The sequence below is a fragment of the Guyparkeria halopsychrophila genome (genome assembly GCF_044582135.1).
Classification (GTDB): Bacteria; Pseudomonadota; Gammaproteobacteria; order Halothiobacillales; family Halothiobacillaceae; genus Guyparkeria.
This window is the reverse complement of sequence record NZ_JBDODP010000013.1, coordinates 67,318-83,314: the sequence shown is the minus strand read 5'-3', so window position 1 is coordinate 83,314 and position 15,997 is coordinate 67,318. Positions and strand designations below refer to the sequence as shown.

Genomic DNA, 15,997 nt, shown 5'->3' with positions numbered 1-15,997 from the left:
CATTGGCTGGGCAATCATGGCGCCACTCACTTCTGGCCACGCTGGCCCTGGTATCGAAACCGACGGCGGGTGGTCGCGCAACTACGGGGGTGGGAGCAGGTGGCGGATACCGTGGTGCCTGCATGGCGTGGCCAATCGGCATGCCTGGCGCGGGCACCCTACCTGATACGGACCTCTGCTTGGCGTGCGGCGACCGCGCAGACCGGTTTTGCCGACCTTGCCGGGCTGACCACGGGCGATGCCGACCCCCGCGCGGACTGCGACGATGTCCGTCGCACGCTATTGACGCGGCTGGAGCGGGAATATCGCCTTGCCGAGCAATCGGGCCGACCAGTGGTCTTGATTTTCCACGACATCCGCGATCTGACCGCCGGGTGCCTCGATCAATGGCTCGATGCGATCAGCGCGGCGGGATATGCCCTGACCGACTTCGATCCCGAGCGTCTCTGATCCGTCGGCCGGTCAAACGCCGTCCGTCAGCCAGACGGACAACCCGCCGGCGAGGATCACGGCGCCCTCGTGTGCCAGGGTGAACCCGTACCGCGCCATCTCCCCCGCCTGCGCCTCGCAGGTCACGGTGATCCGTAATGGACCGGGCAGGTCGTCGAGTCGATCCCCGTGCGGGGTCAGGCCATTGGCCCGCGTGATCATGCCTTGTCCGACCGCCGCCTCGCCGTTGGACTGCAGCGCCAGGTGCAGGGCCATCGCCTGTCCAGCCATCTCCACGCCGGCAAAGACCCCCAGCTGACCGCCGACGCGCAGCGGGTTGTCGGCCCGCCGGTGGGCCCGGGTCTCGCCGACGAGGTGGGTTTCGTCAGCGCTCACGACCCGGTCGAGCTGGCAGACATCACCGTGATGCGGCAGGCGAGCGCAGATGGCCGGGCCATCGAGGGCGGTCAGATCGGTCGGCAAGGGGGCATACCTCAGGGTTGTTTCTTCATCGCCGACACAGGGCGGGTGGACGGGTCGGCGAAGATCGCGGCCAGCAGCCAGGCGGCGAGCGCCCCCGGGGCCACCGTCGCCCCGATGGCCTGCAGCACGGGCACCGACGAGAACGCCAGCACACCGAAGGCGCAGACGGTGGTGGTCGTTGCCAGCGTCAACGAGGCCAGCGTGCGCGCATCCAGCCCGTTACCGTCGCCGTCGACTTTGCCATCGCCTGGCGGCTGGAAGAACAGGGCGTAGTTCGAGCCGATCGCCGCGACCAGCAGCAAGCCGACCAGGTGCAGCAGGGTCAATTGCCCGCCAAATAAAGCGTGCCCAGCCACCACCAGCAGAACCGCGAGCGTGATCGGCAGCAGGGTGCGCAACGTGCGCCGGGGGCTTGCCTGGACGAGCAGGAGCAACAGGATGATTGCCGCGGCGCCTGCCAATGACACGGTCAGCGTGGTGTTGAGGTAGCGGGCGTAGAGTCGATTCGATTCCGTTAGCAGGTCGATCAGCACGGCGGATTCGACCGGGGCGATCGCCTCGCGCAGCCCCGCCAATGCCTGCGGGCCGACGGTGTCGGTTTGCAGGGTGATGACGGCCACGGTTTGACCTGTCGCCTGCTCGGATGGCAATTGCCCGGAGACCGCGAGCCACAGGGGCGTGCCCTCGAGATCCGCCAGCTCGATCGCCGCCGCGTTTTTCTGCACTACGACGTCATCGACGAAGCCTTGTAGCCGGTCGGGTGATACCGGCAGGCCGGCCAGTGCCTGGTCAAGGCGTTGCGCCAGTTCCTTGCCAGCCGGCAGGGCCGCCTGACGCGCGCGTTGGGTGGCCAATGAGGGCAGTGTCTCGGTCGGCGCACGATAGCCGGCGAGCAGGCCATCCTCGACCTGCTGGTCCAGTATCGCGGCAACTCGCTCGGCCCCGCGTAGCGCGGCCTCGCGGTCTTCGCCCTTTACCACGATCAGGTGACGGGGACTCGGCTCGCCGAGTCCCTCACGCAGGCGCGAGTCGGCGGCTTCGAGCGTGGGGTTGATCGGGGCGAGCCCGGAAAGCGTGTCCCGCCAGAGCCCATCCTGCTGGAAAACAAGCACGATCACGGCCAGAGCGCCAAGCAACATGGCGACCGGTCGCAAGCGTCGCATCCCGGCCACCGGGCGCTCGAGCCAACGACCCAGCCCGGCGATGTCCGCGCGGGGCAATCGAGGTCCTAATATCGGCAGCACGTAGCGCGTGACCAAGGCCGCGGTGAGCAGGCCGGTCATTGCATAAAGCCCGATCTGCATCAGCCCCGGAAAGCCGGAGAAGAGCAGGGCGGCGAAACCGATCAACGAGGTGACCAGGCCAAGGCGCACGGTGGGCCAGTAGTCCCGGAGCCAGGCACGTTGGCCGGCCCCGGGGTGCCCGGGTTGGTGATCTGGTTCGGCCTTGTTGACGCCTGCCTGCCGTGACTGGACGAAGTAGTAGATGCTGTAGTCGATCGCCTCGCCCATCAGGGCAGTGCCAAAACCGATCGTGATGCCGTGTACCTGATCGAACCCCAATCCGACCGCCGCAATGCCGACAGCCACCCCGCTACCCACCGGCAATAGCCCGGCTAGCAGGACGGGCAGCGAGCGATAGGCGAGCAGCAGCACCAGCGCCACCAGGATCACGCTAATGGTCGTGAACAGGGTGACCTCGGCCTTGATGCGGTCCCGTGTCTCGATGGCGAACATCGGTGAGCCGGCCAGCACCAGGTTCAGGGACGGGTCGATGTCGTGCCGGATCGTATCGAAGGAGGCTTGAATGCGTTGAGCGGCACGCGCCAGCCCGTCGGTGTCGGAGCCAGACGCACTCGCCTGCGCGACCAGCAGCATGGTCGACTGATCGTCCGAGGACCAGACGCCACAGCACCGAGCCGGGCCAGCCGGGCCGGTGCTCGAATCGTGGCGGTCGAGCAACGCCAGCATTTCACCGGTGGGATCGCGCGGGAAGAGCTCGCGGGTGACGTCACCCAACGGCGAGTTGAGATCGCTTATCGACTCGCCGATCGCCCGGGTCAGCCCCTCGACGGAGAACCGCTCGGGATCGATGGCCGGGCTCAACAGATAGCGGTGCTCGAACAGGAACTGCCGGGCCCGCTCGTGGTGGGCCCGATCGCCGTTTTGTATTGCGGCGAAGCTGGGGTCATCGACCAGGTTGGCATGCAGTTGCCGGCTGGCCTCGGCCCGCTGCTCACCTGTGCCGCCCTCGATTCCGACGAGGAAGGTGCGCGAGACCGCGCCTTGCTGGAGTTGATCCACCAGCAGTTGCTGCTCCGGGCTGGGCGAGGCCGGCAGGAAGGCAGACATGTCCGCCGTGAAGCGCGTCTGTGTGATCGAGTAGATGGCCAGCAGCACGACCGTCAGCCACAGGCCGAGGACCAGGGCATGATTGAGGCGTGGACTCACGGTGACGTGGACCCGTCATCCTGCGGGGGTTTCCCATGCTGGCCGAGTTGCATCACGCTGCGGTCGCCGTTGGCGAATTCCAGCGTCAATCGCTCGACATCGGCCACACCGGCCTCGATCTGTCCGATCACCTCGATGCGCCGAATACGCTCGGCCAGTTCATCGCGTAGTGGCAACAGGTTCAATCGCCAACCATCGCCCGGGCGTTCGCTCAGGACCAGCTCGTAGTCCTCGCGCAGCACGTCGATCCGACCGTTAAGGATGCCGCGCAGGCTGTCGGCGAACGCGGCACCCTCGGGCGAATCATCCAGTTGCACGACCCGTCGGCGACCGTCGGCCTCGAACGTCAGTTGCTCGCCGTCGAGCGTGAGGGTGCGTGCCTCGGGCTCACGTTGTGCCTGAACGAGCCGATCGGGGGGCTCGAAGGAGAGCCGGCCACTGGATTCCAGTGGCTCGTCCAGAATGCCGAGATAGCGCGTCTGCTGGTAGTCCGTACTGTCCGCGCCACGATCGGCCAGCGCGGTGGCGAGCTCCTCAATGTCCATGGCGTACGTCGGGAGGGGCAGCATCAACGGGAGCAAGACGGCGAAACGTCGGCAGATCGACAGGGTCATGATCACTCCTTGGGTGAGGCCTTGGTGGACGGGGACTCGTCTGAGTCACTCGTCGGGGACACGTTTCCCTGCAAGTTGGTTTCCCGTCCCGGGTCGTCCCGGGCGCCTGCCCAGAAGTCGAAGAAATTGAACCAGTTGTCGGGATGATCGCGCACCAGCACCTCAAGGCGTTCGACGTAGCGATCCATGGCGGCCTCGACGGCCATCGAGCGCTCACGTCGAGGCACCTCGCGAAAATCGGCCAATGGCTCGAAGTGAATCCGGTAGCGGTTGTCGCCAAGGTAGATGCCCGCCATCAACAGCAGGCGCTGGCGGAGGATCGCGGCCATGCGAAAGGGGCCGACGGCAAAACCCGCCGGGCGCCCGAGAAACGGGCGGGTGCCCATCGGGTCGCCGCCCAAGCTGCGGTCGGCAAGCATGCCGATCAGTTCCCCCTGGTCGAGGCGAGCGCTGGCTTCGAGCATCGAGTCGATTTGCCCGAGTGGAATGATGTCACGCGCCCGCTCCGGGTTGATGGCCGCCAACACGCGCTGAATCTTTTGGGCGTTCTCCGGGTACATCATCATGCTGATGGACAGATCGCGCTCGACACGACCCATGGCCCGCAGGACGTCGAAGCTTCCGAAATGCGCCCCGACGAGGATCGCCGACTCGGGTGGTTCGAACTGCTCACCGCCTTCCACCTCGATCTCGAACGCATCGAAGCGTCCGCTGAGAAAGAACACCCGGTCGTGGATGGTGCTGGCAAACGCATGGAAATGACGGTAGATCTCGCCCAGGCGCGGCGGTCGGCCATAAACTTGATGCAGAAAGTCCCGACTGGCGCGTCGGGCGGCCGGGACAAACAACAGGAAGTAGAGGCTGATGGGAGTGAGCAGCAGACGACTGATCCGTCGACCGACGCGCAGCGAAAGGAACACCATCAACCGGATCAGCGCAGTGTGCCCCCGTTCCCGGCGTGCATGCCACTGGGTGGGTTCTGAATCGGGCTGGCTCACGGCCCTACCTCTTCGGCATCGCGACGGGGTGGGTCGAGCAGCACGTCCAGCACGACGTAAGGCTCACCGTTGGCGGGCATTGCCATGACCTGCAAACGCGTGCGGTCGCGCCGGGCGGGCTGATGCTCCAGTCGAAGCGGCACATCCGGGCGCGCGGGTGCTAGAAAGCGTGCCTGTCGCACGCTGCAATCCGAGACACGGCGATGATTCGCGTGGGCGTACGCGGATACGGCCCAATCGAGGAGCATGCTGCCGGGCAGCAGGGGGTTGCCCGGGAAGTGCCCGGCGAACACGGGTGTCTGCGCTGACGGGGTCCACTCGGCCAAGAAGGTGCTGGGCGCGTTCATCAGCTCGCATCCCGTTGTTGGAGGTCGGAATCGTTGCTGTCGGTCAACAGGGCGTCCAGCGCATCCCGCGTGACTTTGCCGGTGGCGTTGACCGGCATCTGCTCGACGAGCAACAGGGGGCGGGGCAGAAAGACCGGGTCGAGTCGTTCACGCAGGGCGCGGCGAACCGAGTCGGCGGACAGTCCCGGACCACATACCACCGCGGCCAATCGCTCCGGCTGGCGGCCCTCGGCATTGGTCGAGCGTGGATGAAAGAAAAAGCCGTCCTTCACACCGTCGATCGCCCGCAGGGTGGCGTTCAGATACTCGATCGAACTGCGTTTCCCGGCAATGTTTACCTGATTGGCAAGCCGGCCGATCAGCCGGAAGTGGCGCTCATCCACTCGTTCGAGGCAGTCGCCCAGACACACGGGACGTTCGATATGGCCTCCAGAGGCAATCACCCCACCACTGGCGGTCTCCTTGAGGCGAACACCCTCCATCAATTGCCAGTCGGCGCCTTGGGTGGGTTGGCGCACGGCGATCTGGCCCGTCTCGGTGGAGCCGTAGATTTCCTGGAGCACCCCGCCCAGCGTCTGCTCGGCGTGGGTGGCAAGCGTGAGCTCGAGCGGTGCCGTGGCACACAGAATATGCTCGCAGGGTGGCAGGGCACATTCCGAGGCGAGCAGGTGATGCAGGTGGTAGGGCGTGGTCACCAGCATGCGCGGCGATGGCAATTCGGCCAGCGAGGCGGCGATATCCCCGGGGAAGAAGGGTTGGTCGACGGATAAAGTTGCACCACCGCAGAGTGCGGCAAGGATCAGCGACTCGAACCCGTACATGTGCTGGGAGGGCACCGTCCCGAGGAGGTGAATACCGTCAAGTGGGCCGCGCTGGGCCTTGCTCGTGATCCGGTGGTGCGCGGTCAGGGCGTCGGCGGCGACCCGGGCGTTCGCGACCAGTCGTCCCCAGTGCTTGTCATGGCCCTTGGGTTTGCCGGTGGTGCCCGAGGTGAATACCCGTGCGATGAGCTGTCTGGTGGGAATCCGGGGGACCTGGGAAACGCACTCGCCTTGCGATTTCGCCCGGCGCAAGGGCGGGATGGCCAGGTGTGGACCGCAGGCGGCCAGGGTCGGCTCGAGCGGCGCGTCGTTGTCGTGGAGTATGACGGTATCGGGGTGATCTGCGAGCAGGTCCTGAATGGCACCACGGCCGCGGGTCGAGGGCATGAGACTGACCTGTGCCCCGAGAATGCCGGCCACCAGGCCCACCAGAAACTGGTCGCGCCGGCCGGCAAGATTGACCAGGTGCCTGACCGGGGTGGGCAGGGCGCCGAGTGCCTGCTGCAATTCCTGGGCGCTGGCCAGCACGTCGGCAACGGTCCAGTGGTTCTCACCGTCCAGGAGCAGCACCCGGTCGAGGTTGCCGTCGGGTACCAGCGAGATGCAGTCGGCCATGGCGTCGCTCATGGCTGACTCCGTCGTTCGGCGGCTTCGCGGACGTGGCGGCGATAGGCGATCACCGCACTCCAGGGGCTGGAGAGATCCTCGCGTGGCAAGACCTGCAGTCGTACCAGGTACTCGAGTACGAACATCAGCGCGACGAGCGGGAAGGTGGCATAGACGGCGTAATCGGCCCAGATGGCGGGGCCGGCAAGCGCCATCAGGGCCACCGAAAAGGCGCCATTGAGGACAAAAAACAGTCCCCAAGCCCAGGTAACCTGGCGGGTGTAGTGGTTCAGCGCCGGGGACATGGAGTCGTGCACCTGTTCGGCGAAACGCGTACAGGCGGGCATTCGTCCCGCTCGCAGGCTGGCCAGGAAAAAGGCGGCGAGCGCGATGTGGACCGCCAGATGTTCCAGCAGGTAAAGCAGCGAGACACGGTCGTGCAGGATGATTGCGATGCCCGGCACCAGCAGCGAAAGCCCGACCAGGGTAATCAGGCGGCCAAGTGGGTTCGAATGCGGAAGGGTCAGGATCAGGACGACGATCCCCAGCGGTGTGACCGCCAGCGCCGCCTGGGCAAGGGAGACCTGATCCGGCCCGGCAAAGAGGTGGGCGAACACGACGTTGAGCGCCACCATGGCGCCGATCAGCCAGCCACGGAGTTGCGTGCCGGTGGAATCGCCGGTTATTTGGTCCGGTTCTCGGCGATGAAGCGGCATAGGTCACGTAGCGAGGCGAAGATCTGCTCGTTTCGGTCGTCGTCGGAACGCAGGTTCAAACCGTAGCGCCGCGAAACGACCAGGGCGATTTCCAGCACGTCGATGGAGTCCAGGCCCAATCCGTCACCGAACAATGGTTCGTCCGGATCAATTTCCTCGGGGGTCTCGTCGAGGTTCAGGGCCTCCACCAGTTCGGCGGCAACCTCGGGGATCAGGGCATCGATGCTGTTGTCGTGGCTTTCGGTCATCGTTTGAGTTGGTCTATCGGTGTGTCAGTGAATAAGGGGGCGGCAAGTCAAGCGTCGGTGCGCGTGAAGGCCAGCACGGCATTGCTGCCGCCGAATGCGAACGAGTTCGACAGCGCCGCTCGGATATCCGGGGCCGGACGTGCCTCGCCCCGCACGTGGTCGACCCCCTCGCAGGCCGGATCGAGCCGATCGAGATGCGCGGTGGGCGGGAGTTTACCCTGTTGTAGTGCCAGGACGGTCAGGGCCGCCTCGATTGCACCGGTCGCGCCCATCGCATGACCATGGACGGCCTTAGTGGCGCTGACTGGCAGCCGTTCGGCCCGGGTGTCACCGAAGGCCTCGCGGATGGCGCGGACCTCGATGGCATCGCCCTCCGTCGTCGCGGTGCCGTGCGCGTTGATATAACCGATGGCATCGTGGGCAAGCTTGGCATCGGTCAGCGCGGCTTGGATGGCTCGTACCTGTCCGCGCTGGTCCGGCCGGACGACGTGGTTGGCGTCGTTGGAGGCGCCGTAGCCGGCCAGTTCAGCCAGGATGGGCGCGCCGCGGCGCTGGGCGTGTTCCAGTGATTCGAGCACCAGGCAGGCCGCGCCCTCGGCTAGCACCAGCCCGCGGCGATCTGGGTGGAATGGTCGGCAGGCCCGGTGGGCATTGCCCTCGTCGCCTGGGGCGAGCATGTGCATCGCATCCCAGGCTCGCAGCACCCCGACCCCGAGAGGCAGGTCCGAGCCGCCGGCGACCATCAGGTCCATCTCGCCGTCGCGGATGCGCTCGTAGGCTTCGCCGATGGCGATGGCGGCCGAGACACAGGCGACGCTGTGGGTCACGGACCGCCCGCCCAGCCCGTAGCGGATACCGATCTGCGAGGCGGCGGCGTTGTTCATGCCCATGACCACGGACATCGGCGAGAGTCGCTTGCGTCCCTCCTTCCAGAAGGCGCGGTAACCGTTCTCGAAGGTGTTGATGCCCCCGAGCGCGGTGCCCCAGTGGACCCCGGCGCGCGGATTGGGGGCATCGGCTGATTGCGACAATTGTGCCTGCTGCCAGGCCTCGTCGGTGGCCAGCAGGGCCAGGCGTGCGAAAGGGTCGGTACTGCGGCAGGTTGCCTTACCGAGTCGCGTCTCGAAGTCGATCGGGTCGAAGTAAACGGCAGGCGTGCAGCCGCCGATCGTCTCGTCACCGTAGCGAAACAGGCGGACACTGGACTGGCCGGCCGCGGCGCGCTCAAATACCGCGTTCGTATTACCACCGAGCGGGTCGAGAATCGAAAGGCCGGTCACGACCACCCGCGATTGGCGACGGGATTCAGCCATCGGTGGGCAAATGGGGCTGAAGGATGTCGATCAGGTCCTGGACCGTTTCCGGCGTACCGACGTCGCTTCCCAGTTCAATTTCCATTCGTTCCTCGAGGGTGAAGATCAGTTCGAGCAGGGTGAACGAGTCGATGCCGAGCTCATCGAGCCGGCTGGCGGGGGCCACGGCGGCTGGGTTAATGTCCGTGTTTTCGGCAATGCCGGTGCGGATGAGTTCCAGTGCCTGCATGCATTCCTTCCTGTAAGCGCACCGTTGTCGAGCGTGTTTCGATCCAATCCCTGGAACGAGACCCACCGACGGTGGCGGCGTGGGCTGGCTCAAAAACAAAAAAGACACCCGGAGGTGTCTCATTTGACCGATCTGGTGGCGGAGGGTCAGGGATTCGAACCCTGGAAGGGCTATTAACCCTTGCCGGTTTTCAAGACCGGTGCATTCAACCGCTCTGCCAACCCTCCGAAGCCCGCGCATCTTCCGCGATCGGGCCGGCTGGTGTCAAGCCGGGATCCGTTGTTGCTGATATGCAACATGTTGTGTGGCGTTCAAGCAAAAAAGCCCATCTGTTTCGGGAACCGGGTTGCCATATGCCAGTCACACCGCAGCAACCTGACACGGTTCTGGTGGTCGAGTGCTGTGATATTGTTTTCTCAGTCTCGTGTTGATTTTAAGTATTCCAAATTCAAGGAGATCGAATTATGCGTTGGTCCTATCTAGCTTCTGTCGGTGCGCTGGCCGTGGTTCTGTCGGCATGTAGCTCCACGCCGGATTCTGGGCCGGGTGCTGGCGGTGACGCTGGAGCCGACTCCGCTTCGGCCGATGGTGCACAAAGCACCGGCATGTATGGCGCTGGTGGTATGAGCGAGTCGGAGCTGTACGAAGGTCAGCCGGTCGAGCGTGAGCGTGTGGTCTATTTCGGCTTCGATGAGTACTCGGTTGCCGGCCAGTATCAGCCTATGCTGCAAGCCAATGCCGACTTCCTCAAGGAAAACGGCAACCGCGAAGTGGTGGTCGAAGGTCACACCGACGAGCGCGGCAGCCGTGAGTACAACATCGCGCTGGGTGAGAAGCGTGCCAATGCCGTTCGTGACGTGCTGCTCTCCTACGGCGTCTCTTCAAGCCAGATCGACACCGTCAGCTACGGTGAAGAGAGACCGGCCGTGGATGGCAGTGGTGAATCCGCTTGGGCGAAGAACCGCCGTGCGGTAATCGAATACGGCCAATAGGCCATTCGATCTGTCAGGTCGGGGCAAGCCCGACCAGAAAGATGAAAGCCAGGCGCTAGCCTGGCTTTTTTTGTTGGACTCGGCTCAGCCTTGCAGCGGCGTGCCGCGGTGGCGATCGCGGACGCTGGGATAGGGCCGAGCCGGTGGTGGGATGAGCACCGTGTTGAAGTGCTCGGCTCGGGGGTTGGTCTCCGGGAAGTCCTTGCTGTAATGCAATCCGCGGCTTTCGTGGCGCGTGAGCGCCGAGCGCACGATCAAATCGGCGACTTCGACTAGGTTGCGCAGCTCGATCAGGTTGTTGCTGACGCGGAAATGCGCGTAGTAGTCATGGATCTCGCGGCGCAGCAGGTTGATACGGTCGCGGGCGCGGTACAGGCGCTTGGTGGTGCGCACGATGCCGACATAGCTCCACATGCTGCGGCGCAATTCATCCCAGTTGTGCGTGACCACGACGGCCTCGTCCGGATCGGTGACCTGGCTTTCGTCCCACGCCGGTATGACCGGGTGCTCGTAAGTCGCTGCATCCGGGTGCTCGGCGATGCGTTCGGCGGCGGCCTGGGCAAAGACGAGACACTCGAGTAGCGAGTTGCTGGCGAGTCGGTTGGCCCCGTGCAGGCCGGTGTGGGCGGTTTCGCCAATGGCGTAGAGGTTGTCGATGTCGGTACGGCCGTGCTCGTCGACCATCACCCCGCCACAGGTATAGTGGGCGGCCGGGACGACCGGCAGCGGCTCGCGGGTCATGTCGTAGCCGAACTCCAGGCAGCGGGCGTGGATCATCGGGAAGTGGGTTTCGATGAACTCGCGGCCCTTGAAGCTGATGTCCAGGTAGACGCAATCGATGCCGAGGCGCTTGATTTCGGCATCGATGGCACGGGCGACGATGTCACGCGGTGCCAGTTCGGCGTCGGGGTGGTGCTCGGGCATGAAGCGGGTGCCGTCCGGTCGCAGCAGCACCCCGCCTTCGCCGCGAACCGCCTCGCTGATCAGGAAGGATTTTGCGCGCGGCTCGTACAGGCAGGTGGGGTGGAACTGGATGAACTCCATGTTCGATACCCGGCAGCCGGCGCGCCATCCCATTGCGATGCCGTCACCGGTTGCGCCATCGGGGTTGGTCGTGAACAGGTAGGCCTTGGCCGCTCCTCCCGTGGCGAGTGCCGTGTGTCGTGCCCGCACGGTGATGACCCGGTCATTCTTGATGTCCAGCACGTAGGCGCCCAGGCAGGCATCGCGGGTCTCGCCCAGCCGGCGAGCCGTGATCAGGTCGACGGCGTTGTGGTGCTCGAGCACGGTGACGTTCTCGCGCGCCCGGACGGCGCTTACCAATGTTTCGATCAATGAACGGCCGGTGTGATCGGCGGCATGGGCAACCCGACGTTGGCTGTGGCCGCCTTCGCGGGTCAGATGGAGGCGTTCAGGATCATTACGGTCGTGACTGAAGGGCATTTCGAGCGATTTCAGCCACTCGATCTGCTCCGGGCCGGCACGCACCACCCGTTCGACCACCTCACGGTCGGGCAGGCCGGCACCTGCCTTGATGGTGTCCTCGATGTGTTGCTCGATGTCCTGGTTGCCCCCAAGGGCGGCGGCGATCCCGCCCTGGGCCCAGGGAGTGCTGCCGCCGACCAGTTCGGCCTTGCTGAGCACCAAAACCCGCAGATGGGTGGGAAGCCGCAGGGCCATTGCCAGCCCGGCGGCCCCTGAGCCGATGATCAGGATGTCGCTCTGAAGGGTGCTGCTGTCGTTCTGGTCGTTCATGAAGGCTTACAAGTCCTCGTGCAGTCGGTCGCACATATATGGCGTCCGATATATGTCTCAAACGCGGGTTTTCGATACACTGACGTCCAGCGAGTATACGTGCTTGGAGGGCTTGGCACGGGGATCGGGCCTTGCCTGGTCTGACGTTGGGCTATCAAGGCGGCCGGGGTTGGCTGACAAGCCGATCCAGCGGGTCGTCCAAGGTCGGCGCAAACCTCACCTTTTTATTAACGATTTGTACGCAGGCAGGACCAGACACGGAAATGAGCGCCGAGGAGAACGACAAGGCCCTGGTGGCCCGCGCGCGCAAAGGCGACCGGCGAGCCTTCGATCTTCTGGTCCTCAAATATCAGCATCGCGTGCAGCGCCTGATCGCGCGGTACATCCGTGATCCCGAGCTCGTGTTTGATCTGGCGCAGGAAACCTTCATTAAAGCCTACCGGGCGTTGGAGCGCTTTCGGGGCGACAGCGCGTTCTACACTTGGGTCTACCGCATCGCCGTCAATACCGCCAAGAACCAGCTTGCCTCGGATGCGCGCGGCGGCTACATGGTGTCATTGAACTCCGGCGGGTCGGACGAGTCAGACGAACCAATGATGGAGCCCGAGGCGTTGCGTGATGGCGGAACGCCGGAGGCGATCGCAGCGACCGAGGAGCTCAAGACGGCCATTGATAGGGCGATTTCGGATCTGCCCGAGGATTTGCGCACGGCCTTGACGCTGCGAGAGATGGAAGGGCTGAGTTACGACGAGATCGCGGCGGTCATGGGCTGCCCGATCGGGACGGTACGGTCGAGGATCTTCCGCGCCCGTGAAGCGATTGAGCAGTCGATTGAGCCGTTCAAAGGCGATTAATTTAGGTGGCATCTGTGATGAAGCAACGGCAGGCAAACGAACCAACAATCCTTCGGGACACCATTTCGGATTGGTGGGACGATGAATGGCAGGCGGGCGAGCGAGAAGTCGACGCCCTGTTGGCCGATGTCGATGGCGTTCGTGCGCGTACCCGAAGCTACGATCTCATCGGTGGCCGGCTGCGCGGTGAGCCGCTGGCCACGCGTGATTTGCTCGATTCGATCAATGCCCGCCTCGACGAGATTCCGGATGCCGAGCGTCCGGGCGGCGGCAAGGTGGTCGCTTTGTCGAGCGCTCGCAACTGGCAGAATCGGCGTGTCTGGCAGGGAGCCATGGCGGCGTCCCTGTTCGCCGCAGTCACGGCCGTTGGCCTGACTCTGTCAACCGGGGACCGCTCGGTAGTCGATGGGGAGGCGCCCATGCAGGCCGCGGCCCCGACCGAGAATGATCGCGCCGTCATGGCGTCACTCAACGCGCAGGGATTGTCAGGTGATGTCTCGCCGGCTGCGCTTGCGGTCAATCCGCAGCAAAGTCGGGTTATTCAGGCCTCCACGGCGCCGGGTAATGGCTCCAAGCTGCCAGATTGGGCGAGGGGGCGAAGTAATTCGGGTCCGAATCCCTACGTGGTGACGCATTACCGCGTGGCGTCGCCCGAATTGGGTACCACCGGCCCGGAGGCGCGGGCCGCGACCTTAGACCGGAACTAGGCGAGGCGTGATGCACGCGTCGCGATTGCTTGTTAGCAAGCCATTCGTGTTGGCCACTCTCACCTTGGTGAGGGTGGCCTTCTGCTGTACGCCTGCCAGAGCCGGGCGACTGCGCGAGGCTCTGCCGGCCGAGCCGGTAGGAACAAACAGCCCGGGGACCCCGGCGGACCGACCCAGCAAGCCTGTCACGGAAACCCTGCGCTGCCGGGTCGTGGCCTTGGTCAGTCGTCGCCATAGTGGGCGGTTCGTTCACAGGCGGGGCGAATAATGGATCAGGAACGGGTGGGGATCGACCAACCGGTGCTCGAAGCCGCACGGGTCGTTGCGGTGGAGGCGGGTGGTGCCTGGCTCGAATCGGAAGGCCAGAGCGGCTGTGCTAACTGCCGGGAAGGCCGTGGCTGTGGCGTCAGTGTGTTCCAGCGGCTTTTTCGTTTGCCGCGTCATCGGCTCTATCTGCCCACCGAGGAGGCGTTGTTGGTGGGTGATCACGTGGTCATCGCCCTTTCGCAACGAGCGGTATTGACGGCGTCGCTGTGGCTCTATCTCGCGCCACTGGTTGGCCTGCTCACGGGCGCGCTGGTGGTAGAGACGCTTTTCGCTCGAGAATGGTTGACCGCTCTGGGGGCCGTTGCCGGGTTGGCCGGCGCCTTGCTTTTCGTGCACGGCCGCCAACAACGTCAGGCGCGCTCCGGGGCGTTCTTTCCCGTGCTTCACGAAATCACGCTTCGTCAGGCAGAGGAAGATCAACTGCCTCCCGATTCGTCAAACAAGTCGCCGTAACGGATTGATTTTTGTCGGCGTCGATTCGGAGTAAGCTTCCGCGTGCGGCACGGCTGCCGTGTTGCCCCCGAATCCCGCCTTTCACGTTTTCCCGGTCGTTTCCCGATGCATTCACCCCGAATGGTCTTTCCGTGCCTCGCAAGCCTCCCGCGGGCACTGGTTCCGTTGGTCCTGTTCGCCCTGTTGTCGGCGGGCTGCACTGATCCCGAGGATCAGCCTGCCCCCGTGCAGGTAACCGGCTTGCCGGACTTCGCGCAGTTGGTGGAAGCCAATGCCCCCTCGGTCGTCAACGTTACCGGCGTAAGCAGCCTGCCTCCCCTGTCTGGAGAGGCAGAGGGCGGTGATCGCCGCCACGACTGGATGCGTGATTTGCTCGGGGAGCGCGCAGATGAACAGCCCCGCTCGCTGATACCACCGGAAAACGATGGGTCAGGTTTTATCCTCAGCGAGGATGGCTACGTCGTCACAAACGCGCACGTGATCGCGGGGGCGAGCAAGGTGTTCGTGCGCCTGATCGACGGCCGCGAACTGGCCGCCGACGTGGTGGGTATCGACGGCATCGGTGACATCGCCCTGCTCAAGGTGGAGGCCGACGGTCTGCCGTCGGTGTCGCTCGGTGATTCGGACACGGTCAGGCCCGGGCAGTGGGCGTTGGCGATTGGCTCACCCTACGGGTTCGACCAGACCGTGACCGCGGGCATCATCAGCGGTTTGGGTCGGCACCTGCCGGGTCAGAACAATCAGCCTTACGTGCCCTTCATTCAGAGTGATGTTGCCATCAACCCGGGCAATTCCGGCGGCCCGCTTTTCAACACGCGGGGACAGGTGGTCGGGATCAATGCGCAGATATTCACCGAATCCGGCGCCTTCAACGGCATTTCGTTCGCTATTCCCATCAACTACGTCGTCGATGTGATCCGCCAGATAAAACAGAACGGCGAGGTCCAGCGAGGCTTTCTCGGCGTGGAGGTGCGCGGCGTGAATCGTCAACTTGCCGAGCGTTTGGGCCTGGACTCTGCACATGGTGCCGAGGTGGTGAGAGTTGTCGAGGGCTCGCCCGCGGCCGATTCGTCGATTGGGGCAGGGGATATCATCCTCGCCGTCAATGACATCCGGCTCGTCGACGGTGCCGGCCTGACCGAGGCGTTGGGTTCGTTGCCGCCGGGTTCCGAGGCCACCCTGGAGGTTTGGGCGGGTGGAGAGACATACCATGTGGATATCACCTTGGGCTCGCTTCCCGAGCCGCGGGTGTTCCGGTCGGAGACGACTCTCCCCGAGTCCTTGGAAGATCCCGAGCTTGTCGTGATCGAGACCCTCGGCATGATACTGCGGCCACTGGAAGGTGGCGGGGTCCGCATTGGCGAGCTTGATCCGGCGGGGCCGGCCACCCAGGCCGGCCTGATGCCGGGGGATCGGCTCATCTCGATCGATCGCCAGCCAGTAAACACCTTGTCCGAGGCGTATCGTGAAATCGCCCGCATCGCACACAACCGGGGCGGGAAGGGTGATGACGTGGTGCTGTTCCTGGTCGAGCGTGATCGTGAACAACGCTTCTTCATGCCCGCTTTTTCCGGTAATCCGCACAAGTCGCCCTGACTTTGGGGTCTCTTGCCCTATATACTGGGCGGCTCTTCTCGCGGCGTATTCCCGTTGGC

At 64.6% G+C, this 15,997-nt stretch carries 17 protein-coding genes and 1 tRNA gene; 6 read left to right on the top strand and 12 right to left on the bottom strand.

The window, feature by feature from the left end; genetic code table 11:
- Positions 1–450, top strand: a 450-nt coding sequence (locus ABGV18_RS07380) for a hypothetical protein (RefSeq protein ID WP_396585481.1), incomplete at its 5' end; no start/stop codon positions are given.
- 12 nt (positions 451–462) lie between these two features.
- Here the strand turns inward: ABGV18_RS07380 and ABGV18_RS07375 are convergent.
- The 11 genes from ABGV18_RS07375 to ABGV18_RS07325 form a co-directional block, all read right to left on the bottom strand.
- Positions 463–912 carry a 3-hydroxylacyl-ACP dehydratase gene (locus ABGV18_RS07375; RefSeq protein WP_396582225.1) on the bottom strand — a complete coding sequence of 150 codons (450 nt, stop codon included), beginning with the start codon at positions 910–912 and terminating at the stop codon, positions 463–465.
- 11 nt (positions 913–923) lie between these two features.
- Positions 924–3,362, bottom strand: a complete 2,439-nt coding sequence (locus tag ABGV18_RS07370) for an MMPL family transporter (protein ID WP_396585480.1) — start codon at positions 3,360–3,362, stop codon at positions 924–926.
- The gene (locus tag ABGV18_RS07365; protein WP_396585479.1) at positions 3,359–3,976 is read right to left on the bottom strand and encodes a LolA-related protein; all 618 of its coding nucleotides are present in this window, start codon (positions 3,974–3,976) and stop codon (positions 3,359–3,361) included. The genes ABGV18_RS07370 and ABGV18_RS07365 overlap by 4 nt, the downstream gene beginning before the upstream one ends.
- A 2-nt stretch (positions 3,977–3,978) precedes the next feature.
- Positions 3,979–4,974, bottom strand: a complete 996-nt coding sequence (locus tag ABGV18_RS07360) for an LpxL/LpxP family acyltransferase (RefSeq protein WP_396585478.1) — start codon at positions 4,972–4,974, stop codon at positions 3,979–3,981.
- Positions 4,971–5,321: a hypothetical protein gene (locus ABGV18_RS07355; protein ID WP_396582230.1), complete on the bottom strand. Its 351-nt coding sequence runs from the start codon at positions 5,319–5,321 to the stop codon at positions 4,971–4,973. Before ABGV18_RS07355 ends, ABGV18_RS07360 begins: the two co-directional genes overlap by 4 nt.
- Positions 5,321–6,769, bottom strand: coding sequence for an AMP-binding protein (locus ABGV18_RS07350; protein WP_396585477.1), 1,449 nt, complete (start codon positions 6,767–6,769; stop codon positions 5,321–5,323). Before ABGV18_RS07350 ends, ABGV18_RS07355 begins: the two co-directional genes overlap by 1 nt.
- Positions 6,766–7,464, bottom strand: a complete 699-nt coding sequence (locus ABGV18_RS07345; protein WP_396585476.1) for a hypothetical protein — start codon at positions 7,462–7,464, stop codon at positions 6,766–6,768. The genes ABGV18_RS07350 and ABGV18_RS07345 overlap by 4 nt, the downstream gene beginning before the upstream one ends.
- A complete protein-coding gene (locus tag ABGV18_RS07340) occupies positions 7,431–7,712 on the bottom strand; it encodes a phosphopantetheine-binding protein (protein WP_396582233.1) in 282 nt (93 codons plus the stop codon). The genes ABGV18_RS07345 and ABGV18_RS07340 overlap by 34 nt, the downstream gene beginning before the upstream one ends.
- A 47-nt stretch (positions 7,713–7,759) precedes the next feature.
- Complete coding sequence (locus ABGV18_RS07335; protein ID WP_396585475.1) at positions 7,760–9,025, bottom strand: beta-ketoacyl synthase N-terminal-like domain-containing protein; 1,266 nt, start codon at positions 9,023–9,025, stop codon at positions 7,760–7,762.
- Positions 9,018–9,254 carry an acyl carrier protein gene (locus ABGV18_RS07330; RefSeq protein ID WP_396582235.1) on the bottom strand — a complete coding sequence of 79 codons (237 nt, stop codon included), beginning with the start codon at positions 9,252–9,254 and terminating at the stop codon, positions 9,018–9,020. The genes ABGV18_RS07335 and ABGV18_RS07330 overlap by 8 nt, the downstream gene beginning before the upstream one ends.
- Before the next feature lie 136 nt (positions 9,255–9,390).
- A tRNA-Ser gene (locus ABGV18_RS07325) sits at positions 9,391–9,481 on the bottom strand.
- 396 nt (positions 9,482–9,877) lie between these two features.
- On the opposite strand from ABGV18_RS07325, the gene pal reads away from it, so the two are divergent.
- Positions 9,878–10,246: a peptidoglycan-associated lipoprotein Pal gene (gene pal / locus ABGV18_RS07320; protein WP_396582236.1), complete on the top strand. Its 369-nt coding sequence runs from the start codon at positions 9,878–9,880 to the stop codon at positions 10,244–10,246.
- Positions 10,247–10,330: 84 nt separating this feature from the next.
- Here pal and nadB read toward each other — a convergent pair whose 3' ends face one another.
- Positions 10,331–12,001, bottom strand: coding sequence for an L-aspartate oxidase (gene nadB, locus ABGV18_RS07315; protein ID WP_396585474.1), 1,671 nt, complete (start codon positions 11,999–12,001; stop codon positions 10,331–10,333).
- A 263-nt stretch (positions 12,002–12,264) separates the two neighbouring features.
- Here nadB and rpoE point away from each other — a divergent pair, with 263 nt between their 5' ends.
- From rpoE to ABGV18_RS07295, 4 genes are all read left to right on the top strand, one after another.
- On the top strand, positions 12,265–12,855 hold the full coding sequence (gene rpoE / locus ABGV18_RS07310) for an RNA polymerase sigma factor RpoE (protein WP_396582238.1): 591 nt from the start codon (positions 12,265–12,267) through the stop codon (positions 12,853–12,855).
- Positions 12,856–12,872: 17 nt separating this feature from the next.
- Complete coding sequence (locus ABGV18_RS07305) at positions 12,873–13,562, top strand: hypothetical protein (protein WP_396585473.1); 690 nt, start codon at positions 12,873–12,875, stop codon at positions 13,560–13,562.
- 267 nt (positions 13,563–13,829) lie between these two features.
- On the top strand, positions 13,830–14,342 hold the full coding sequence (locus ABGV18_RS07300; protein WP_396585472.1) for a SoxR reducing system RseC family protein: 513 nt from the start codon (positions 13,830–13,832) through the stop codon (positions 14,340–14,342).
- 225 nt (positions 14,343–14,567) lie between these two features.
- The gene (locus ABGV18_RS07295; RefSeq protein ID WP_396585471.1) at positions 14,568–15,938 is read left to right on the top strand and encodes a trypsin-like peptidase domain-containing protein; all 1,371 of its coding nucleotides are present in this window, start codon (positions 14,568–14,570) and stop codon (positions 15,936–15,938) included.
- The last annotated feature ends 59 nt before the right edge of the window (positions 15,939–15,997 follow it).